16 protein-coding genes and 1 pseudogene are annotated in these 21,287 nt (G+C 63.1%); 9 read left to right on the forward strand and 8 right to left on the reverse strand.

Going from position 1 to position 21,287, the window contains the following annotated elements:
* Positions 1–9 precede the first annotated feature (9 nt).
* The 5 genes from NKH59_RS12955 to NKH59_RS12975 all read right to left on the reverse strand — a co-directional run bounded on the left by NKH59_RS12955 (position 10) and on the right by NKH59_RS12975 (position 7,022).
* The gene (locus tag NKH59_RS12955; protein ID WP_352540637.1) at positions 10–744 is read right to left on the reverse strand and encodes an NUDIX hydrolase; all 735 of its coding nucleotides are present in this window, start codon (positions 742–744) and stop codon (positions 10–12) included.
* A gap of 72 nt (positions 745–816) precedes the next feature.
* Complete coding sequence (locus tag NKH59_RS12960; protein WP_023679976.1) at positions 817–1,269, reverse strand: DUF983 domain-containing protein; 453 nt, start codon at positions 1,267–1,269, stop codon at positions 817–819.
* Positions 1,269–3,575 carry a ribonuclease R gene (rnr, locus tag NKH59_RS12965; protein WP_502898793.1) on the reverse strand — a complete coding sequence of 769 codons (2,307 nt, stop codon included), beginning with the start codon at positions 3,573–3,575 and terminating at the stop codon, positions 1,269–1,271. The genes NKH59_RS12960 and rnr overlap by 1 nt, the downstream gene beginning before the upstream one ends.
* 6 nt (positions 3,576–3,581) lie before the next feature.
* The gene (gene topA / locus NKH59_RS12970; RefSeq protein ID WP_352471768.1) at positions 3,582–6,197 is read right to left on the reverse strand and encodes a type I DNA topoisomerase; all 2,616 of its coding nucleotides are present in this window, start codon (positions 6,195–6,197) and stop codon (positions 3,582–3,584) included.
* Between the two features lie 447 nt (positions 6,198–6,644).
* On the reverse strand, positions 6,645–7,022 hold the full coding sequence (locus NKH59_RS12975) for a COG4315 family predicted lipoprotein (protein WP_352540636.1): 378 nt from the start codon (positions 7,020–7,022) through the stop codon (positions 6,645–6,647).
* 188 nt (positions 7,023–7,210) lie between these two features.
* Between NKH59_RS12975 and NKH59_RS12980 the strand changes: the two genes are divergently transcribed.
* Positions 7,211–7,957, forward strand: coding sequence for a cytochrome c biogenesis CcdA family protein (locus tag NKH59_RS12980; RefSeq protein ID WP_352471765.1), 747 nt, complete (start codon positions 7,211–7,213; stop codon positions 7,955–7,957).
* Positions 7,958–7,981: 24 nt separating this feature from the next.
* Here NKH59_RS12980 and NKH59_RS12985 read toward each other — a convergent pair whose 3' ends face one another.
* Positions 7,982–8,875 (reverse strand): SDR family oxidoreductase, encoded by an 894-nt coding sequence (locus NKH59_RS12985; RefSeq protein ID WP_352540635.1) that lies wholly within the window; start codon positions 8,873–8,875, stop codon positions 7,982–7,984.
* A gap of 128 nt (positions 8,876–9,003) precedes the next feature.
* Between NKH59_RS12985 and NKH59_RS12990 the strand changes: the two genes are divergently transcribed.
* Together NKH59_RS12990 and glmU are read left to right on the forward strand one after the other, a co-directional pair.
* Positions 9,004–9,951: an AraC family transcriptional regulator gene (locus tag NKH59_RS12990; RefSeq protein WP_352502464.1), complete on the forward strand. Its 948-nt coding sequence runs from the start codon at positions 9,004–9,006 to the stop codon at positions 9,949–9,951.
* Positions 9,952–10,081: 130 nt separating this feature from the next.
* Positions 10,082–11,443, forward strand: a complete 1,362-nt coding sequence (glmU, locus tag NKH59_RS12995; protein WP_352540634.1) for a bifunctional UDP-N-acetylglucosamine diphosphorylase/glucosamine-1-phosphate N-acetyltransferase GlmU — start codon at positions 10,082–10,084, stop codon at positions 11,441–11,443.
* 1 nt (position 11,444) lies between these two features.
* Here the strand turns inward: glmU and NKH59_RS13000 are convergent, their stop codons facing one another.
* Positions 11,445–11,738 carry a hypothetical protein gene (locus NKH59_RS13000; RefSeq protein WP_352471802.1) on the reverse strand — a complete coding sequence of 98 codons (294 nt, stop codon included), beginning with the start codon at positions 11,736–11,738 and terminating at the stop codon, positions 11,445–11,447.
* 288 nt (positions 11,739–12,026) lie between these two features.
* Between NKH59_RS13000 and glmS the strand changes: the two genes are divergently transcribed.
* The 4 genes and pseudogenes from glmS (at position 12,027) to NKH59_RS13020 (ending at position 15,322) form a co-directional block, all read left to right on the forward strand.
* Positions 12,027–13,850, forward strand: coding sequence for a glutamine--fructose-6-phosphate transaminase (isomerizing) (glmS, locus tag NKH59_RS13005; protein ID WP_352540633.1), 1,824 nt, complete (start codon positions 12,027–12,029; stop codon positions 13,848–13,850).
* 32 nt (positions 13,851–13,882) lie between these two features.
* Positions 13,883–14,151 (forward strand): annotated as a pseudogene (locus NKH59_RS13010) (type II toxin-antitoxin system RelE/ParE family toxin).
* A gap of 37 nt (positions 14,152–14,188) precedes the next feature.
* Complete coding sequence (locus NKH59_RS13015) at positions 14,189–14,488, forward strand: HigA family addiction module antitoxin (protein WP_352540632.1); 300 nt, start codon at positions 14,189–14,191, stop codon at positions 14,486–14,488.
* A gap of 81 nt (positions 14,489–14,569) precedes the next feature.
* Entirely contained in the window at positions 14,570–15,322 is a 753-nt protein-coding gene (locus NKH59_RS13020; RefSeq protein ID WP_023680026.1) for a DUF502 domain-containing protein, read from the forward strand.
* Here the strand turns inward: NKH59_RS13020 and recG are convergent.
* Entirely contained in the window at positions 15,274–17,382 is a 2,109-nt protein-coding gene (gene recG / locus NKH59_RS13025; protein ID WP_352540631.1) for an ATP-dependent DNA helicase RecG, read from the reverse strand. The genes NKH59_RS13020 and recG overlap by 49 nt on opposite strands.
* Before the next feature lie 91 nt (positions 17,383–17,473).
* Between recG and NKH59_RS13030 the strand changes: the two genes are divergently transcribed.
* Positions 17,474–17,761: an FAD assembly factor SdhE gene (locus tag NKH59_RS13030; RefSeq protein ID WP_352471754.1), complete on the forward strand. Its 288-nt coding sequence runs from the start codon at positions 17,474–17,476 to the stop codon at positions 17,759–17,761.
* Between the two features lie 13 nt (positions 17,762–17,774).
* Entirely contained in the window at positions 17,775–21,272 is a 3,498-nt protein-coding gene (gene mfd / locus NKH59_RS13035) for a transcription-repair coupling factor (RefSeq protein ID WP_352502470.1), read from the forward strand.
* The last annotated feature ends 15 nt before the right edge of the window (positions 21,273–21,287 follow it).

The raw sequence follows: 21,287 nt of genomic DNA on the forward strand, positions 1-21,287 counted from the left end.
CTGGCTGCTCTAGAGAATTTCGCGGACGAAGCGATTGCGGACAAGCCGGTAGAACGGCACGGGACTGCCGGGGCTCAGCAGCGGATCCCAGGCGAGCCGCGTTTCCAGTTCCTCCAGGACGGTGCGCGTGATGTCTGGAATATCGGCTTGCCTGGCCTTGGCCAGCGGCAGCCAAACGACGTCCTCCAACTCGTTGGTCGGACCGCCACCCGGCCGTTCAACGGCGACATCGTCGCGCCATGCGGCGAGAAAGCGCGTATCGAAGCGGCGCACCCGGTTGGGCGGGGTGATGGCGCGTGCGACGAAGCGCAGCGCTTGCAGTGATGGGATGACGCCGTGTTCGACAAAGCCCTGCCAGTCGCGCCTGGCGGTTGCGAACACGCCTTTTTGACCGATCAGCAGGCCGGCCTCCTCATAGGTTTCGCGGATTGCCGACAAGGCAATGGCGCGGGCGCGAGCCGGGCTGGTGCGACCGATGCCAGCGGTCAATCTCGCTTCTTCCTCGGGATGAAGTGCGGTGGCTGTCGAGATGCGGCTGTCGGCCGGATCGGTGCGGCCGCCGGGAAACACGAATTTTCCCGGCATGAAGGCATGACCGGCGTGGCGGCGGCCCATCAGCACCAGGAATTCGTCGCCTTTGCGGTCAAGCAGGATCAGCGTCGCGGCGTCGCGCGGGCGTATAGGCTTGGCCTCGAGCGCGATCCGCTCAACCTTGTCGACTTCCGCCTTGGTCATAACGTCCATGCGGTCGACCTAGCGGAATCTTCTCCGATGCGAAAGTGGCGTCCAGCCATGCCGATTGCGCCAGCCTCGGTTTCAAGCCTCGGGATGCGACTCGATCAGATCTTCTTCACCGCCAAAGCCGTGCATATAAAACGCCCATTGCAGGCCGATGACAGCGCCCTTGACCGGCTGCAGCAGGACGACGGCCAGAATGATGGTCAATGGCACCCAGATGGCGATGTGCTGCCAGGTAGACAGCGTCGAGGTCGCCTCGACACCCATGAAGGCCCCGAGCACGATGTGGCCGACAATAACGACCACGAGATAGGCCGGCAGGTCGTCGGCGCGATGGTGGTGGAGCTCCTCGCCGCAATGATCGCATTTGTCGACGGTCTTGACGAAGGCGCGAAACAGCTTGCCCTCGCCGCAATGCGGGCAGCGGCCGAGCATGCCGCGCTTCATTGCTGTCCATAGCGGCCGGGCGGTCCGGCCCGAGTGATGTTCGCCACCGAAAATCCGTTCTTCCACCTGCAGTTCTGTTGGCATTACCGTCTCCTGCCGCGCGAGCCTGGACGCGATTGCGACGCCCGGGCGCGGCCTTTGGCCTTGTGGAACGACCGTTTGGAGCCGGGCAGCGGCTTGGGCTCGGTCAGCATCTCGAAACGCATCGCGCCGGCCATCGGCGCCACCTCGATCAGGCGAACCTCGACGCGATCAGCAAGCTGATAGCCCTTGCCGGTGCGTTCTCCGAAAAGCGATCGAGCAGTTTCGTCGTATATATAGTAGTCGCCGCCCAGGGTTGAAACCGGAATGAAGCCATCCGCGCCGTACTGCGGCAATTGGACAAACAGGCCCGATTTGGTGACGCCCGAGATGCGGGCGTCGAAACGGTCGTCGATGCGCTCGGCGAGATAGGCGGCGATCAGCCGGTCGACCGTGTCGCGCTCGGCGGCCATCGCGCGCCGCTCGGTCGCCGAAATCAGCGCCGAGACCTCTTCCAGCCGCTCCGCCTCGTCCTGCGTCAGGCCCCCCGGACCAAGGCCGAGTGCGGCAATCAGCCCACGATGCACGATCAGGTCGGCATAGCGACGGATCGGCGAGGTGAAATGCGCGTAGCGCTTCAGGTTGAGGCCGAAATGGCCTATATTGGCGGGCGAATATTCGGCCTGGCTCTGCGAGCGCAGCACCACTTCGTTGACCAGCCCCTCATTATCGGCGCCGCGCACGCGAGCGAGGATGCCGTTGAACTGGTTCGGCAGCATTTGCGCGCCGCGCGCCAGCGACAGGCCGAGCGTCTGCAGGAATTCACGCAGCGATTCCTGCTTGGCGAGCGAGGGCGCATCGTGGATGCGGTAGACCAGCGCCTGGCGCTTCGCCTCGAGTGTCTCGGCGGCGGCGACATTGGCCTGGATCATGAACTCTTCGATCAGTTTGTGCGCGTCGAGCCGCTCCGGCACGACGACCTTGTCGACGGTGCCGTCCTGCTTGAGCAGGATCTTGCGCTCGGGCAGATCGAGTTCGAGCGGCTGGCGGGTGTCGCGGCCGCGCTTCAGGATCGCGTAGGCGTCCCATAGCGGCTTCAGCACCGTATCGAGGATCGGGCCAGTCGTGTCGTCCGGTGCGCCGTCGATCGCCGCTTGCGCCTGCTGATAGGCGAGTTTCGCCGCAGACTTCATCATGACGCGATGGAAGGAATGTCTGAGTTTGTGGCCATCGGCCGAGAAAGTCATACGCACCGCTATCGCCGGACGATCCTGGCCCTCGCGCAGTGAACAGAGGTCGTTCGAGATGCGCTCCGGCAGCATCGGTACGACTCGGTCGGGAAAATAGACCGAATTGCCGCGCTTCAGCGCTTCGCGATCGAGCGCCGTGCCATAGCGCACGTATGCAGCGACATCGGCAATGGCGACGGTGACAATCACGCCGCCGGCGTTCTTCTCGTCGGTGTCAGGCATGGCGAACACCGCGTCGTCATGATCCTTGGCATCGGCCGGATCGATGGTGAGCAGCGGCAGCTCGCGCCAATCCTCGCGGCCGGCAAGCGTCGCCGGCTTGACCGCCTCCGCCTGGGCGATGACGTCGGCGGGGAAAATATGCGGAATGTCGTGTGCGTGGATGGCGATCATCGAGACCGCCTTTTCGCTGGTCAGCGACCCCAACACCGCCAGAACCTTGGCTCGCGGCAGCCCGTAGCGCGAGGCCCGTGCCGGCTCGACCTCGACCAGGTCGCCGTTCTTGGCGCCGTTCTGGAATTCCTTGTCGACGACCAGCTCCGGCTGACGCCTTTCCACCGGTTCGATGCGGAACGTGCCGTCCTTCAGCACACGGAAAACGCCGAGAACCGCATCGGTGCGCTTCTCGAATATCTTCATCACCCGGCCCGTATAGGCCGGACCCGCCGGATCGTCGGTCGGAAAGGTCTTGGCCAGCACGCGGTCGCCGATGCCCGGCGTCGGGCCATTGCCGCCGCGCGACACGCGGATCGCTATGACCGGAGGTTCGCCATTGCCAATCGCTTCGGTCGGGTGCGCCAGCAGCACACCGTCGGCGTCACGGCCGAAGATGTCGAGCACCGCGACGTGGGGCAGGGCGCCGACACGGGCAAGCCGCTTGCGCTCCTTGGTCAGCAGGCCTTCATCCTGCAGGTCGCGCAAGACGTCCTTCAGCCAGATACGGTCTTCGCCGCGCAGCGCAAACGCCTTGGCGATGTCGCGTTTTCCGGCGCGGTCCGGATTTTCGGCGATGTAACGCAGTATCTCGTCGCGTGAAGGCCGGTAATTGTCCCTGACCTTGGCACGGGTATCGGCGGTGCGCAGATCGCCGTGGCTTCTTCCGGAGACTTTGCGCGCCAACCCGTCCTATCCCTTTTTCCTGGCCGCCGGTTTTTTGGCCGCAGCCGGTTTCTTCGCAGGCGCGGCCGCTTTGCGGAAGGGCTTCCTGGCGCCGTTGCCGCCCTTGGCTTCCTTTTCCGCAATGAGCGCCACCGCATCCTCGATCGTCACCGATTGCGGATCCTTGCCCTTCGGCAGCGTCGCATTGACCTTGCCGAAATTCACATAAGGCCCGTATTTGCCGTCGCGCACGACTATCTTGCCGCCGCCGGCAGGATGCTCGCCTAGTTCCTTGAGCGCAGCGGCTGTGCCGCCATTGCGGCCGCCTTTGCCCTTCAATTGCTTCTCGGCGATCACCGAGACGGCGCGATTGAGGCCGATCGAGAACACGTCCTCGATGCTGTCGAGATTGGCGTAGGTGCCGTCATGCAGCACGAACGGCCCGTAGCGCCCCAGCCCGGCCGAAATCATCTTGCCGGATTCCGGATGCTTGCCGACGTCGCGCGGCAGCGACAACAAGGCGAGCGCCTTTTCGTGATCGATCGAATCGACCGTCCAGCCCTTGGGCAGGCTGGAGCGCTTGGCATCCTTGCCGTCGCCGCGCTGGATATAGGGGCCGAACCGGCCATTGCGCAGCGTGATCTCCTCGGCGGTATAGGGGTCCTTGCCGAGCACTTTGGTGCCGTCTTCACCACCGCCGTTCTCGCCATTGGGATTGGCGGCGTCGCCGAGCTGGCGGGTGAAGGAGCATTCGGGATAGTTCGAACAGCCGACGAAGGCGCCGAACTTGCCGAGCTTCAGCGACAGGTTGCCGGTACCGCATTTCGGACAGATGCGCGGGTTCGAACCGTCTTCCCGCGCGGGAAAGACCAGCGGCGCCAGTTCCTCGTTCAATGCATCGAGGACGTCGGTGACGCGCAACTCCTTGATGTCGGCGACGGCGCCGGAAAAATCCTTCCAGAAATCGCGCAGCACGTCCTTCCATGCGAGCTTGCCGTCGGAAATCTCATCGAGCTTTTCCTCCAGCGAAGCGGTGAAGTCGTACTCGACATAACGCTCGAAGAAGCTTTCGAGGAAGGCCGACAATAGCCGGCCCTTGGCCTGCGGCACCAGCTTGCGCTTGTCGATGGTGACATAGTCACGATCCTCGAGCGTCTTCAGGATCGCCGTATAAGTCGACGGCCGGCCGATGCCCAACTCTTCCAGCTTCTTGATCAGCGAAGCTTCCGAATAACGCGGCGGCGGCTCGGTGGTGTGCTGGGTGGCGTTGATCGCCTCGCGTGTGAGCTGCTCGCCGGCACGGATCTCGGGCAGGCGGCGGCTTTCCTCGTCTTCCGAATCTTCTTCCTTCTGCTCGATGTAAGCGGCAAGGAAGCCGTCGAAGCGAACAACGGAGCCTACAGCACGAAGCTCGGCGGTGCGCGGGCCGTTGATGGCCTCGACCTCGACCGTGGTGCGCTCTATCTCGGCCGGCTGCATCTGGCTGGCGATGGCGCGTTTCCAGATCATCTCGTAAAGCCGCGCCTGGTCAGCGTCGAGATACTGCCTGACGGAAGCCGGCGTGCGCATGAAATCGGTCGGACGGATCGCTTCGTGCGCCTCCTGGGCATTCTTGGCCTTGGCGGAATAGTAGCGCGGCTTTTCAGGCAGGTATTTAGGGCCGAATTCCTTGGCAATCGCATCGCGCGCGGCAGAGATCGCCTCCGGCGCCATCTGCACGCCGTCGGTTCGCATGTAGGTGATCAGGCCGGTGGTCTCACCGCCGATCTCCATGCCCTCATAGAGCCGCTGAGCCACCTGCATGGTGCGGTTGGCCGAAAAGCCGAGGCCTGATGAGGCTGCCTGCTGCAGCGTCGAGGTGGTGAAGGGCGGCCCGGGATTGCGCTTGGTCGGCTTGGCTTCGACCGACGCCGCCTTGAAGCTGGCGCCTTCGAGCATCGCTTTGATGTCGTCGGCCTGTGCCTTGTTGGAAATGTCGAGCTTTTGCAGCTTCTTGCGCTCGAAGGCGGTCAGCCGCGCCTCGAAATTATCCTTGCGCGGCGTACCGAGAATTGCGGCGACCTGCCAGTATTCCTCGCGGATGAAGCGCTCGATCTCGGATTCGCGGTCGCAGACCAGACGCAGCGCCACCGACTGGACGCGGCCGGCGGAGCGGGCGCCGGGCAGCTTGCGCCACAGCACGGGCGACAGCGTGAAGCCGACCAGATAGTCGAGCGCGCGGCGAGCGAGATAGGCATCGACCAGCGGCGCGTCGATCTGGCGCGGATTGGCCATCGCCTCCAGCACGGACGCCTTGGTGATGGCGTTGAAGACGACGCGGCTGACCGGCTTGTCCTTCAACGCGCGCTTTTGCTTCAGCACTTCCAGGACATGCCAGGAGATCGCTTCGCCCTCGCGGTCCGGATCGGTGGCGAGGATCAGCCCGTCGGCGTCCTTGACCGCCTTGGCGATATCGGCGAGACGCTTTCCAGACGCGGTGTCGACGGCCCAGGACATGGCAAAGTCCTCATCCGGACGCACCGAGCCATCCTTGGCCGGCAGATCGCGGACATGGCCGAACGAGGCCAGAACCTTGTAGTTCTTGCCGAGGTACTTGTTGATTGTCTTCGCCTTGGCCGGCGATTCGACGACGACGACGTCCATACGGTCTCATATCAGTTGTGATGCGGCAGAAGAATTCCGCTGCGCGCGACGAAATCTCGTTCAATGTGTCGCTCACATGGCCGCGCTTTTGCATCCGGTCAAGGCCAAGCAGTCAAAATGCGGCCCTGTACCGAATGCGCAACCCAACGGCGCGCCATGCGATTTCCGCAATCCTGGACAAGGGAAATGAGCAGCCTATCGCTGGACAAACCCGGCAATTGATCCTGGAGAACGGGACAAACTCTCCCGCGGATATAAGAGAAACATCGAGCACGCGCCAGCCCTGCTTGAACAGATGCTGTAAAGCGCGCAATCGGTAGCCCGGCATTTTGCTCGGACAGTCGCAAGGAAGTACCGTGCTGAAAAGCTGGCCGCCGGGGCGGTTGGGTCGAGTTCCCAGCGACCAGCCGTGTTACTGCCTGTTACAGTCGATTAGAAGCTCAAGGCCTAGTCGGCCTTGGCGATATGCCAGACGCCGCCGACACCCTCGCCGGTCACGTCGCCGGCCTTCTTGTCCTTGATGAACGTGTAGAGCGGCTTACCTTCGTAGGCCCACATCCTGGTGCCGTCGGTGCGGTCGACGATCGTCCACTCGCTCTCGGCCTTGGCGTTGGCGTCAGCCTTCAGCGGCGGCCAATTGGCGGCGCATTTGTCGTAGCAGTTCGACTTGCCCGCCTCGTCCTTGTCGTAGGTGTAGAGCGTCATGCCGCTGGCGTCGGTGTAGATCTTGGTGCCGCCGACCTCCGCTTCCTTCCACGCCTCAGCAGCGAAGGATGCGGCAGTGCCGAGCAAAAGCGCGGCCATGCCAATTGCGATCGTTTTCATGGACTTCTTCCTGGGTCATTTCGAAAAGCGTGCGGAACAACGCAGTTTCGTTTGATCAACGCTGCCTGGCTGCCCTTTCTTCCCGGGCGGGCGCCGACTTGCTACCCAATGTGATGGGGCCACGCGATGGTGATTGGCGGACGGCTGTTGTCGCGGCTATATGGCTGCGCAGTCATCGGGAGACGGAAATGGCATTGGACGTCGGCTATGTCAGTGCGATCGGGGCGGGAGCAATTTCCTTCCTGTCCCCCTGCGTGCTGCCGCTGGTGCCGCCTTACCTGTGCTATATGGCCGGCGTGTCGGTCGACGATTTCCGCGGCGAGGCCGGCATTACGGCAAAGGCCGGCGCGCGAGGCGCGCTGATTAATTCCTCAATCGCCTTCGTGCTCGGCTTCTCGACCGTCTTCGTCGCGCTCGGCGCCGGCGCCTCGACCATCGGCCATTTGCTGCGAGTCTGGCAGGAGCCGCTGGCAATGGCGGCAGGCGTGCTGATCATCCTGATGGGGCTGAATTTCCTCGGCGTACTGCGCATCCCTTTGCTTTCACGCGAGGCGCGCTTCCAGTCACAAGGCAAGCCGGCCAGCCTGATCGCCGCTTACGTCATGGGCCTGGCCTTCGCCTTTGGCTGGACGCCCTGTATCGGCCCGGTGCTGGGGCCGATCCTGACGCTTGCCGGCGGCCGCGAGACGGTGGGCGAGGGCGCGCTGCTGCTCGCCGCCTATTCGCTCGGCCTCGGTATTCCCTTCCTCGTTGCGGCGCTGTTTTCAGGCGCCTTCATGCGCTTTCTCGGGAAATTCCGCGTCCATCTCGGCCGCGTCGAAAAGGCCATCGGCGCGTTGCTGGTGGTCGCCGGCGTGTTTTTCCTGACCGGCGGCGTGCAGGCGGTATCCTATTGGTTGCTCGAGAATTTTCCGGTGCTGGGGCAATTGGGATAGGTTTGCCGCCCGACATGGGTCTGTTCAGCCTTCGAAATAGCCCGGCTGGTCGATATCAGCGATCAGCCCGGGTCCGCTCGGCTGCCACCCCAGCAGCGCCTGGGTCCGTTCGCTCGAGGTCGGGACATCCATCGCCGCGAACATAGCGAACCAGCCAAAATGATCGGCGGCTTCTTCCGCGGACTTGGCGACGACCGGCACGTTCAGGCGCCGGCCGATCACGCCGGCGATGTCCTTGAACGGCACGCCTTCTTCGGCGATCGCGTGATATCGCCCGCCATCGGCTCCATGCTCGAGCGCAAGCCGGTAGACGCGGGCGGCATCGAACCGATGCACGGCAGGCCAGCGATTGAGCCCTTCGCCGATATAGGCCGACACGCCCTTCTTGCGAGCGAGGTCGATGAGAATAGGAACAAAAGCGTGGTCGCCTTGGCCATGGACCGACGGAGGAAGGCGCACAACCGACGCGCGCACGCCGCGTGCCGCCAGCGCGGCGGCTGTCGCTTCGGAGGCGCGGGGATACGAAGCGGAAGATGGGACAGGCGCATCTTCCTCGGTCGCGATACGGCCCCGCGCCTGGAGCGCGGTCCCGGAGGTGACGAGCAGGGGCCGCTCGGAGCCTTCGAGTGCACCGCCCAAGGCCTCGATGGCGCGCCGGTCCATCTCGCAATTTTGCGCGAATTTCGAGAAGTCGTGGTTGAAGCCGGTATGGATCACTCCATCAGCTGCCGCTGCGCCCCTGCTGAGGCTTTCGAGGTCTTCGAGGTCACCTCGATGCACCTCGGCTCCGGTGGCTGCAAGCGACTTGGCCGACGCCGCCGAGCGGGCGAGGCCGAGCACCTGATGGCCGGCGCCGATGAGTTCTTGAACGACGGCAGAACCGACGAATCCGGTCGCTCCGGTAACGAAAACACGCATCACGACTTCTCCTGTCCGTTTCTGGCCACGACCATTTTCGCGGCTCAGTTGTGTCGTGATAGGCGCTTGAGAAAATACGATCTATGCGGTAAAGTCCGTATTATCTTCGCAATCGTCCGGAATGACCTGTGGATCCCCTTTCAGATGTGCTGTCGCTGCTGAAGCCGCGAAACTATATGTCGGCCGGTTTCGATGCTGGTGGTGAATGGTCGATCCAGTTCCCCGACCAGCAGCAAAGCATCAAGACCGGAGCGGTGGTCTCCGGCCGGTGCTGGCTGTCTGTGGAGGGCGTTGCTGACGCAGTGCGCCTTGAGACGGGAGACTGCTTCCTGCTGCCGAGTGGACGGCCTTTCCGCCTTGCAAGCGACATGAGCTTGACGCCTGTTGAAGCCGTCAAGATTTTTCCGCCTGCGCGAGCCGGCGGTGTCGTGACCCACAATGGCGGTGGTGATTTCTTTCTGGTCAGCAGCCGCTTCGCGCTTGGCGGCAATCATGCCGGCATGCTGTTGCGGATGCTGCCAGCCATTGTGCATATCCGCAAAGAGTCGGACCAGTCGGCGCTGCGCTGGTCTGTGGAGCGGATGATGCAGGAGCTGCGCGAGCCGCAGCCGGGCGGCTTTCTGATGATCCAGCACCTCGCCCACATGATGCTGGTTCAGGCGCTGCGGCTGCATCTTTCGGAAGGATTGAAAGGTGGCATCGGCTGGCTCTTTGCCCTCGCGGACAAACAGATCGGCGCGGCGATCAGCGCCATGCATGACGATCCGGCGCATGGCTGGACGCTACAGGAACTGGCGGAACGGGCCGGCATGTCGCGGTCGACCTTTGCGCTCAGATTCAAGGAGACGGTTGGCGCGTCGCCGATGGACTATTTGACGCGCTGGCGAATGCTGCTGGCTGGCGACCGGCTGACGAATTCCAGCGATCCCGTCGCCGTCATAGCGCTTTCGCTCGGCTACGAATCCGAAAGCGCCTTCAGCACAGCCTTCAAGCGGGTCATGAACTGTTCGCCACGGCAATACGGCCGTGGCCGAGCCCCCAGCTTCGCATCACGCAACGAGGCGGAAGCCGCCTGAGCCGATCGGCTTGAGCGTGTCGCGGGTTGGAGGTTCCACCGTCTCACCGGAATTTAACCGCATTGGTGCAGCATGGCGCCGGTGCTACTAACGCTTCAATTCCAGACCCCTTTCAACGGTTGCTGTCCCCATGAGCCAGAGATCCTGCCTGTCCATCATCCTCGCCGCCGGTGAAGGCACGCGCATGAAGAGTGCAGTGCCGAAAGTGCTGCACACAATCGCGGGCCTGCCGATGGTTGCCCATGTCGTCAAGGCGGCCGAAGCCGCCGGCAGAGGCGAATTGGCGCTGGTGATCGGCCATGGCGCCGATGAGATGCGCAAGGCTGCACTCAAGTTTGCGCCGAGGGCCGAGGCTTTCGTTCAGGAAAAACGTCTCGGCACCGCGCACGCCGTGCTTGCCGCACGTGCAGCAATATCAAAAGGTTATGACGATATCTTGGTGATGTTTGGCGACACGCCGTTGATCGATCCGGAAGCGCTCGCGGCGGCGAGGCTGAAGCTGGCGGAAGGTGCGGCCGTCGTCGTGGTCGGCTTCCGTACGGAAAATCCTTCGGGCTACGGCCGGCTTATCGAAAAGGCCGGCAAGCTCGTGGCCATCCGCGAGGAGAAGGACTGCTCGGACGAGGAGAAAAAGATCACCTTCTGCAATGGCGGGCTGATGGCGGTCGCCGGCAGGCACGCGCTGAAGCTGCTCGATCAAGTCGGCAGCAAGAACGCCAAGGGCGAGTATTATCTCACCGACATCGTCGAGATCGCCGCTGCCCAGGGACTTGATGTCGTCGCCACCGAAGCCAGTTTCGAGAACGCGCTCGGCATCAACAACCGTGCCGAGCTTGCCCAGGCGGAAGGTATCTGGCAGCAGCGCCGGCGGCGCGAGGCGATGCTTTCTGGCGTTACGCTGATCGCGCCCGAAACTGTGTTCTTCTCGCACGACACCGAGATCGGCGCCGATACGATCGTCGAACCCAATGTCTGGTTCGGGCCGGACGTGAAAATCGCGACGGGGGTCAAGATCCATGCCTTCAGCCATATCGAAGGCGCCACCATCGCGTCGGATTGCGATGTCGGGCCGTTCGCGCGGCTGCGGCCCGGGGCCGATCTGAGAACCAAGGCCAAGGTCGGCAATTTTTGCGAGGTCAAGCAGGCGATCGTCGAGGAGGGCGCGAAGGTCAACCATCTGACCTATATCGGCGATGCCCGCATCGGTGCCGGCGCCAATATCGGCGCCGGCACCATCACCTGCAATTATGACGGCTATTCGAAATTCTTCACCGATATCGGCGAGGGCGCCTTCATAGGCTCGAACTCTTCGCTGGTGGCGCCGGTGTCGATCGGCAAGGGCGGCTACATCGCCTCGGGCAGCGTCATTACCGAAAGCGTACCCGACGATGCGCTGGCTTTCGGCCGCGCCCGCCAGCGGACTCTACCCGGCAAGGGCAAGGAGTTGCGAGAGCGTTTTTCTCAGGCCGCGGCGGCCCGCAAAAAAGGGTAGACTAGCGGAACTCGGCGACAAGCTGGATTTCGCCAACGATTGCATCGTTGAAGGCCGACAGGTCTTCGGCCGGGATCCAGTATTCCAGATGCGCCCGGCTGCCGGCATGCTGGACGCTGTAACGGTCCAGAAAGCTGCGACGCACCTCGAAACGCGTCACGAAACCTGATCCGCTCGCGGGCACGTTCCAGTCTCGGGCGATCTGGGTGGCATAGGCCTCGCTGGTAACCGGATAGAAGATCGGCTGATCGGCAAGTCGAGGAGGAAAGGCGCGCATCCCTGCCCTCTGGATCAACTCCAGTTCGCGGGGACCAACCGGACGCCAAAGCGTCACCGTGTCAATTTCGTTCGTTCATAGCCGCATCATGTCTTTGACTGATTTCTGGAGCCGTTGAGCCGAGATAGGATACATAAGCGGAGAAACTGAGCAATTGCAGTAACCGGATTGCAAGTGCGCCCTGTCATGGTGCATCTGTGCAGGATAGTCCGGCTGATACCGGACGAAATGGAATGTGATTTTTCGCGACAGCCCGGCAGTCTCTAAATAGCGCCGGGTTTGAGGTCGGAATCGGGGGCAAGCGCCATGTGCGGTATCGTTGGAATTGTCGGTGACTCGCCGGTCGCGCCGCTTATCGTCGATGCGCTGAAAAGGCTCGAATATCGCGGCTATGACTCGGCCGGCGTCGCCACGATCGAGCACGGCAGGCTTGACCGCCGCCGCGCCGAGGGCAAGCTGGTCAATCTCGAGCGCCTGCTGAAGGACGAACCGCTCGACGGCATGATCGGCATCGGCCACACGCGCTGGGCCACGCATGGCGTTCCGAACGAGAGCAATGCGCATCCGCATTTTTCCGACGGCGTCGCCATCGTCCATAACGGCATCATCGAGAATTTCGCCGAATTGCGCGACGAGCTGATGCGCGACGGCTACAGCTTCGCCTCACAGACCGATACCGAAGTCGTCGCGCATCTGGTGGCGCGCGAACTGGCCAGGGGGCTGAAGCCGGTTGAGGCGGCGCACAAGGCGCTGAAGCGGCTGGAAGGCGCCTTTGCGCTCGCCATCATGTTCAAGGGCGACGAGGATCTGATCGTCGGCGCGCGCAATGGCCCGCCGCTCGCGGTCGGTCATGGCGACGGCCAGATGTTCCTTGGCTCCGACGCCATTGCGCTTGCCCCTTTCACCAATTCGATCACCTATCTGGAAGACGGCGACTGGGCGGTGGTGCGCCGCAACGAGGTCGATATCTTCGACATGGGCGGCAACAAGGTCGACCGCAAACGCCAACAGTCGCTCAGCACGAGCTTCATGGTCGACAAAGGCAACCGCCGCCATTTCATGGAAAAGGAGATCCATGAGCAGCCGGAAGTGATCTCGCACACGCTGGCGCATTATGTTGATTTCGTCGGCGGCGTCTCGAAGCCGCTCGACCTGCCGTTCGATTTCGCCAAGGTCGACCGGCTGGCGATCTCGGCCTGCGGCACCGCCTATCTCGCCGGGCTGATCAGCAAATACTGGTTCGAGCGCTATGCGCGGCTGCCGGTCGACATCGATGTCGCTTCGGAGTTCCGCTATCGCGAGATGCCGCTGTCGAAGAACGATGCCGCTTTCTTCATCTCGCAATCGGGTGAGACCGCCGACACGCTGGCGTCGCTGCGCTACTGCCGCAAGGCCGGCATGAAGATCGGCGCGGTCGTCAATGTGCGCGAATCGACCATGGCGCGCGAATCCGACGTCATCCTGCCGACATTGGCCGGCCCGGAGATCGGCGTCGCCTCGACCAAGGCGTTCACCTGCCAGCTTTCCGTGCTGGCCTCGCTGGCGGTGCGGGCCGGCGTGGCGCGCGGAACGATTTCGCAGGAGCAGGAGAAAACGCTGATACGCGAGCTGTCGGAAGCGCCGCGTTATGCCAACCAGGTGCTAAAGCTCGACGGGCAGATCGAAAAGATCGCGCGCGACCTCTCGCACTACAAGAACGTGCTTTATCTCGGCCGCGACACCAATTTTCCGCTGGCCCTGGAAGGCGCGCTGAAGCTCAAGGAAATTTCCTATATCCACGCCGAAGGCTATGCCGCCGGCGAGTTGAAACACGGCCCGATCGCGCTGATCGACGAGAACATGCCCGTCATCGTCATCGCCCCGCATGATCGTATCTTCGAAAAGACCGTCTCGAACATGCAGGAGGTGGCGGCGCGCGGCGGCAAGATCATCCTGATCACCGACAGCAAGGGCGCCGCGCACGCCACGGTGAAGACGATGGAGACGATCGTTTTGCCGGACGTGCCGGAAATCATCTCACCGATCATCTACGCACTGCCGATCCAGATGCTCGCCTATTTCACCGCCGTGTTCATGGGCACGGATGTCGACCAGCCGCGCAATCTGGCGAAATCGGTAACGGTGGAATGATCGGTTCCAAACGGCTACCGATAGGGTCCAAGTTGATCGTTTCGTTCAAAGGCAAAGCGGTGGAAGCGGTTGCCGAGGGGAAGGCACCGAAAGGTTTTCCACCGGATCTGGTTGCCCGTGGCGAACGTCGTCTTCGAGCGATCGAAAACGCCGGACAATTGAACGATCGCCACCCGGAAATCGCCTTGAAGCCCTGAAGGGAGCAGAGCTGGGCAGCATTCAATTCGTATCAACGACCAATGCCTGCTTCAAATGGACCAACGCTGGCGCCGAAGAGGTGGAGATCGTCGACTACCATTGAGCGGGCACTTGCCCTAAACCCTTGAGGTCTCTGAACCATGCTCAAGTTCGTACGTCCAATTCACCCCGGAGAGTTCCTGCGCGAGGAATATCTCGTCCCGCTCGGTATGAGTGCCGGTGCGCTGGCGAAGAAGCTCAATCTTCCTCGTACCCGTATCGAACGCATTGCCAAGGAAGAGATCGGCCTGACTCCTGATACCGCGCTTCGCCTCGCCAGGCTCTTCAACACCACGCCGGAATTCTGGATGAATTTTCAGCAGGCTTATGAACTTGAAACCGAGGCGAAGAAACTCGCACCGGAGCTCGAGAAGATCGAACCGCTGGAAGCCGCGGCATAGTTGATCTTTTAAAAACTTCGCCATTCCAAAGCGCCTTGGGGTTCAGTAGTGTCGCGCTGCAAACACACGCTGCGGTGAACCATGTCGGATGCTCTCAAGACCTCAGGCATGACCCGGCTGAGAAACTATTTCCTGACCGGCTTCGTCGTTTGCGCGCCGCTGGCGATTACCGCCTACATTGCCTGGTCGCTGATCGGTTGGGTCGATTCCTGGGTGAAACCCTACATTCCGGTACGCTACAATCCGGACACCTACCTGCCGTTTCCAGTGCCGGGTTTTGGGCTGATCGTTGCCTTGATCCTCATCACCTTCATCGGCTTTATGACCGCCAATATCGTTGGCCGCGCCATCGTCAATTTCGGCGAGCGCCTGCTTGGCCGCATGCCGCTGGTGCGCGGCATCTACCGTTCGCTGAAGCAGATTTTCGAGACCGTGCTGTCGAACAAGGGCGACATGTTCCGCCAGGTCGGGTTGGTCGAATATCCGCGCAAAGGGGTCTGGTCGCTGGTCTTCGTCGCCAGCGAGAAGGAAACCGAGATCAACCAGAAGCTCGACCGGGAAGGCGATCCGCTGATTGCCGTATTCATGCCATGTACGCCCAACCCGACGACGGGCTTTCTGATGTATGTGCCGAAATCCGACATTGTGCTGCTCGACATGACAATCGAGGACGGAGCCAAGCTGATCGTGTCGGCCGGCTTGGTGGCGCCGGCGGTCAAAATGGTGACGGTGAATGGCGAGCAGATCCACGGCGCGCTTGCCAATCCGCCGCTCGACACGATGCCTCAGCCGGCACGCAGGAGCCGCACGGCCTCGTCGCGGCCGAACAGATAGAGCAACAGGCGCAGCGCCGTGCCGCGTTCGGACTGCAATTCCGGATCGCGCGACAGGATCAGCCGCGCATCGTCGCGAGCGGCCTCGAGCAGGTCGGCATGCGCCTCGATGCGCGCCACCTGGAAGCCCGGCGTGCCGGACTGGCGGGTGCCGAGCAACTCGCCTTCGCCGCGCAGCTTCAGATCCTCTTCGGCGATACGGAAGCCGTCCTCGGTCTCGCGCATTACCGACAAACGGCGTTTTGCCGTCTCGCCGAGCGGATCCTTGTAGAGCAGCACGCACGATGAAGGCTTGTCGCCACGCCCGACCCGGCCGCGCAATTGGTGCAGTTGGGCGAGGCCAAAACGCTCGGCATGCTCGATGACCATGATCGTCGCGTCCGGCACATCGACGCCGACCTCGATGACGGTGGTGGCGATCAGGATACGGGTGTCGCCCTGCTTGAAGGCGCGCATCGCCTCGTCCTTGTCGGCGCCTTTCATGCGACCATGCACCAGGCCGACGCGGTCGCCGAACAGCGGCTTCAGCGAGGCAAAACGGTCCTCGGCCGACATCAGCTTGATCTCCTCGGATTCCTCGACCAGCGGACAGATCCAGTAGATTTTCTGGCCATCGGCGACGGCGTCGAGCATGCGTCCGATCAGTTCGTCGAGCCGTTCAAGCGGCAAGGTGACGGTGCGGATCGGCTGGCGGCCGGCCGGCTTTTCCGTCAGCTTCGACACATCCATGTCGCCGAATGCAGTCAGCACCAGCGTCCGCGGTATCGGCGTTGCCGTCATCACCAGCATGTCGGGCGCGTCGCCCTTGGCGGTAATGGCAAGGCGCTGGTGGACGCCGAAACGGTGCTGCTCGTCGACGACGGCGAACACGAGGTCACGGAACGTCACCGTTTCCTGGAACAGCGCATGGGTGCCGACGACGATGTCGATGTCACCATTGGCCAGTCCGGTCAGCGTGTCGGCACGCTCGCGGCCCTTTTCGCGACCTGTGAGGACGGCGACACGCAGGCCGGCCCGTTCCGCCAACGGCGCAATCGTTGCCAGATGCTGGCGCGCCAGGATTTCGGTCGGCGCCATCAATGCCGCCTGGCCGCCGGCCTCGACGGCACGCGCCATGGCAAGCAGCGCGACCACCGTCTTGCCGGAGCCGACATCGCCCTGCAAAAGGCGCAGCATGCGTTCGGGGTCACCGAGATCGGCGTTGATTTCGGCAAGCGCCATTTCCTGCGACATGGTCAGCGAATAGGGGAGTGCCACGCGCAGTTGTTCGACTATGCGGCCGTCGCCGACGAGTGGCCGGCCAGATAATCGGCGGACCTTGGCCCGCACCAGCGCCAGCGATACCTGGCCGGCCAAGAACTCGTCATAGGCAAGGCGCCGCCACGCTGCGCCGTCGACAGAGACGTCGATCGGGTCGGCAGGATTGTGGATGCGGTTGAGCGCATCGCTGAAAGCAGGAAAGGCATGGCGGCGCCGGAACTCACCGTCCTGCCATTCGGGTAGCACCGGCAGGCGGGCCAGCGCCTGGCCGATGGCCCGGCGCAGCACCTTGCCCGAGAGCCCGGCGGTCAGCGGATAGACCGGCTCGACCAGCGGCAGGTTTTCCGCGTCACCGGCAAGTGCGATATGGTCGGGGTGAACCATGGTCGGGCGGCCGTTGAACCATTCCATGCGGCCGGAGACGACGACATGCTCGCCTACGGGCATTGCTTTTTCGAGATAGGCGGCATGGGCATGGAAGAAGGTCAGCGCGATCTCGCCGGTGTCGTCATGGGCGTAGACCCGGTACGGGACCGACCTGTTGCCGCGTGGCGGCGGCTGGTGGCGGTCGATGCGGACGTCGAGCGTAACGATGGCGCCTTCCGCCGAGCCGGCGATGCCAGGCCGGTTGCGGCGGTCGATGACAGTATGCGGCAGCACGAACAAGAGATCCCCGGCGCGCGCGGCCCGGTCGCCGAGGTCGGCTGCTACGACTTTTTCGATCAGGGCGCCAACTTTTGGCCCGACCCCGGCAAGCGAGGTGATCGGGACAAACAGCGGATCGAGGAGGGAGGGACGCATGATGTCAGCTTATGTTGCGGCGACTGTAGCGCAAGGCTGACACCGCCTTCTATCCACGCTATATGCGCCGCCTGGGCAAGGATGTTGCAAGATGACCGGAACGAAACGATCAAGCGAGGGGCTCGATGCCCGCCGCCGCAAGCTTCTGTTTCGTTCGTGGCACCGCGGCATGCGCGAGATGGACCTTATACTCGGCAGCTTCGCCGATGCCGAGATCGGCGCCTTGACCGGCGACGAAATCGACCAATATGAGAGGCTCCTCGACATTCCCGACACCGAATTCCTGCCTCTCGTCACTGGCGAACGCCCGGTTCCGGCGGATATCGACTGTACCGTCCTGCAAAAAATCCTGGCTTCGCGCCGGGAGATGACCTTCTGAACAACGTGTAGCCATGAGCCTTATCCCTACGATCGGTCTGCCGAAAGGCCGCGCCGGCCAGTTCATCGTCGATGGCGTCGCCGACGGCTACGAAGCCTTTGCGCTGGTGCAGGCTGCGCACGAGATCGCCCCTGACAAGCCGGTGCTGTTCGTGGCGCGCGACGGCCAGCGTCTGCCGGCGATCGTCGAGGCGCTTGCCTTTGCCGCGCCGGGCCTGCCGGTGCTGGAACTGCCGGCCTGGGACTGCCTGCCTTACGACCGCGTCTCGCCCGGCGCCGACGCCGCCGCAAGGCGGCTCGATGCGCTGGCAGCGATGATCGCGCTGGCGAAGAAGCCGCACCGCGCCGTCATTCTCACCACCGCGAACGCCTTGCTTCAACGCATTCCGCCGGCGGAACTCGTCGAGGCGCAGACCTTTCACGCCAAGCCCGGCAACCAGATCGACATGAACGCGCTGGTGTCACGGCTGGAGACTTCCGGCTTCGAGCGGGTGCCGACGGTGCGCGGCATCGGCGAATTTGCCGTGCGCGGCGGCATTCTCGATCTCTTCGCGCCCGGCTGGACGGAGGCACTGCGCCTCGATTTCTTCGGCGATACGCTGGAATCGATCCGCGTCTTCGACACCGCAACCCAGCGCACCATCGGCCAACGCAAGTCGATGGCGCTGCAGGCGATGAGCGAGGTGGCGCTGACGCCGGAAACCATCAGCCGCTTCCGCCGCGCCTACATCGAAGCCTTTGGCGCGCCCTCGCGCGACGATGGGCTCTATGCGGCGGTCAGCGAGGGCAGGCGGTTTGCCGGCATGGAGCACTGGCTGCCGTTCTTCTATGAGCGGCTGGAAACCGTGTTCGATTACCTGCCGGATGCGCCCGTGGTGTTTGATCATCTGGCGCATGAGGCACTGGCCGAGCGCCACACTCTGATCCTCGATCATTACGAGGCGCGAAAAAAACAGGCCGACGGCGCCTTGAAGGATGCCGTGCCCTACAAGCCGGTGTCGCCGGATCAGCTTTATCTGTCGCCCGAGAACCTGATTGCCTCGCTTGGTCCGCGCGAAGCGATCGACTTCACCTCCTTCGACGCGCCCGATGCCGGTGCGAAAAAGGTGTTCCATGCCGGCTCGCGCCATGGCCGCAGCTTCGTCGAGGAACGCGCCGACCCTAACGCCAACGTCTTCGACGTCGTCGTCAAACACATTTCCGACGAGCGCGCTGCACGCCGCCGTGTCGTCGTCGCCGGCTGGACTGAAGGTTCGCTCGACCGGCTCGGCCAGATCCTGGTCGAGCATCACCTTGGCAATCTGGAGCCGGTGGCGACGCTTGCCGAAGCCGAAAGGCTTGAGCCAGGGCAGGCGGCCCTGGCCGTGCTGCCGCTCGAATCCGGCTTCGAGACCGAGAAACTGGTCGTCGTCGCCGAGCAGGACATTCTCGGCGACCGGCTGATCCGGCGCTCGAAGCGCAAGAAGCGCGCGTCCGACTTCATCGCCGAGGCTTCGGCATTGTCTTCAGGCGATATCGTCGTGCATGCCGACCATGGCATTGGCCGCTTCATCGGGCTGCGCACCATCGAGGCGGTCGGTGCGCCGCACGATTGCCTTGAAATCCACTATGCCGGCGACGATCGGCTGTTCTTGCCGGTGGAAAACATCGAGCTGCTGTCGCGCTATGGCTCGGATTCGGCCGAGGCGACGCTCGACAAGCTTGGCGGCGGCGCCTGGCAATCGCGCAAGGCACGGCTGAAGAAACGTCTGCTCGACATGGCCGGGCAGCTGATCCGCATCGCCGCCGAGCGACAAATGCGGGCCGCACCGGCGCTGGTGCCGGCGGAAGGCCTCTATGGCGAGTTTGCGGCGCGTTTCCCCTATGAAGAAACCGACGACCAGCAAACGGCAATCGATTCGGTCATGGGTGATCTGGGCGCTGGAAAGCCGATGGATCGGCTGATCTGCGGCGATGTCGGCTTCGGCAAGACCGAAGTCGCGCTTCGTGCCGCCTTCATCGCGGCGATGGAAGGCTTTCAGGTCGCGGTGGTGGTGCCGACGACATTGTTGTCGCGCCAGCATTTCAAGACCTTCTCGCAGCGCTTCTCCGGCCTGCCGATCCGCGTCGCCCAGGCCTCGCGGCTGGTCGGCGCCAAGGAACTGGCCGAGACCAAGAAGGGCGTCGCCGAAGGCCAAGTCGACATTGTCATCGGCACGCACGCACTGCTCGGCTCCTCGATCTCGTTCAAGAATCTCGGCCTGCTGATCATCGACGAGGAGCAGCATTTCGGCGTCAAGCACAAGGAGCGGCTGAAGGATCTCAAGACCGACGTCCACGTTCTGACGCTGTCGGCGACGCCGATCCCGCGAACGCTTCAGCTTGCCTTGACCGGGGTGCGTGAGCTGTCGCTGATCGCCACGCCGCCGGTCGATCGCATGGCCGTGCGTACCTTCATCTCCCCTTTCGATCCGCTGGTCATCCGCGAGACGCTGCTGCGCGAGCGCTACCGTGGCGGCCATTCCTTCTACGTCGTACCGCGTATCAGCGATCTCACGGAAATCCATGATTTCCTGCGCGAATCCGTGCCTGAGCTGAAAGTGGCGGTGGCCCACGGCCAGATGCCGCCCGGCGAGCTCGACGATATCATGAATGCCTTTTATGACGGCCAGTACGATGTGCTTTTGTCGACCACCATCGTCGAATCCGGCCTCGATATACCGACCGCCAATACGCTGATCGTACACCGCGCCGACATGTTCGGCCTGTCTCAGCTCTATCAGTTGCGTGGCCGCGTCGGCCGTTCGAAGGTGCGCGCCTATGCGCTGTTCACTCTGCCCGCCAACCGCAAGCTAACCGATACAGCCGAGCGTCGGCTGAAAGTGCTGCAATCGCTCGATACGCTAGGCGCCGGTTTCCAGCTGGCCAGCCACGACCTCGACATCCGCGGCGCCGGCAATCTGCTTGGCGAAGAGCAGTCGGGCCACATCAAGGAGGTCGGCTTCGAGCTCTACCAGCAGATGCTGGAGGAGGCGGTGGCCGAAGTGAAGGATTCCGGCGAGGTGCAGGACGGCGGCTGGTCGCCGCAGATCGCCGTCGGCACGGCGGTGATGATCCCGGAAAGCTACGTCCCGGATCTGCAGCTCAGGCTGGCGCTCTATCGCCGTCTTGGCGATCTCGAAAATACGGAAGAGATCGATGCTTTCGGCGCCGAGCTGATCGACCGGTTCGGACCGTTGCCGGAAGAGGTAAAGCATCTGTTGAAGATCGTCTTCATCAAGGCGCTTTGCCGCAAGGCCAACGTGGAGAAGCTCGACGCCGGGCCGAAAGGTGTCGTCGTCCATTTCCGCAAGCGGGAATTCCCCAATCCGGTCGGGCTGGTCAAGCTCATCGGCGAACAGGGCTCGCTGGCCAAGATCCGACCCGACCAGAGCGTCGTCTTCAGCCGTGACTGGGCGACGCCCGAGAAGCGGCTGGCTGGCTCAGCGGTTGTCATGACGCAGCTGGCGCGGCTGGTGGAGAAGGCGGCGTAGCAGCGCGTGGCTGGT

This window comes from Mesorhizobium sp. M0998 (genome assembly GCF_040318885.1).
Lineage (GTDB): Bacteria > Pseudomonadota > Alphaproteobacteria > Rhizobiales > Rhizobiaceae > Mesorhizobium.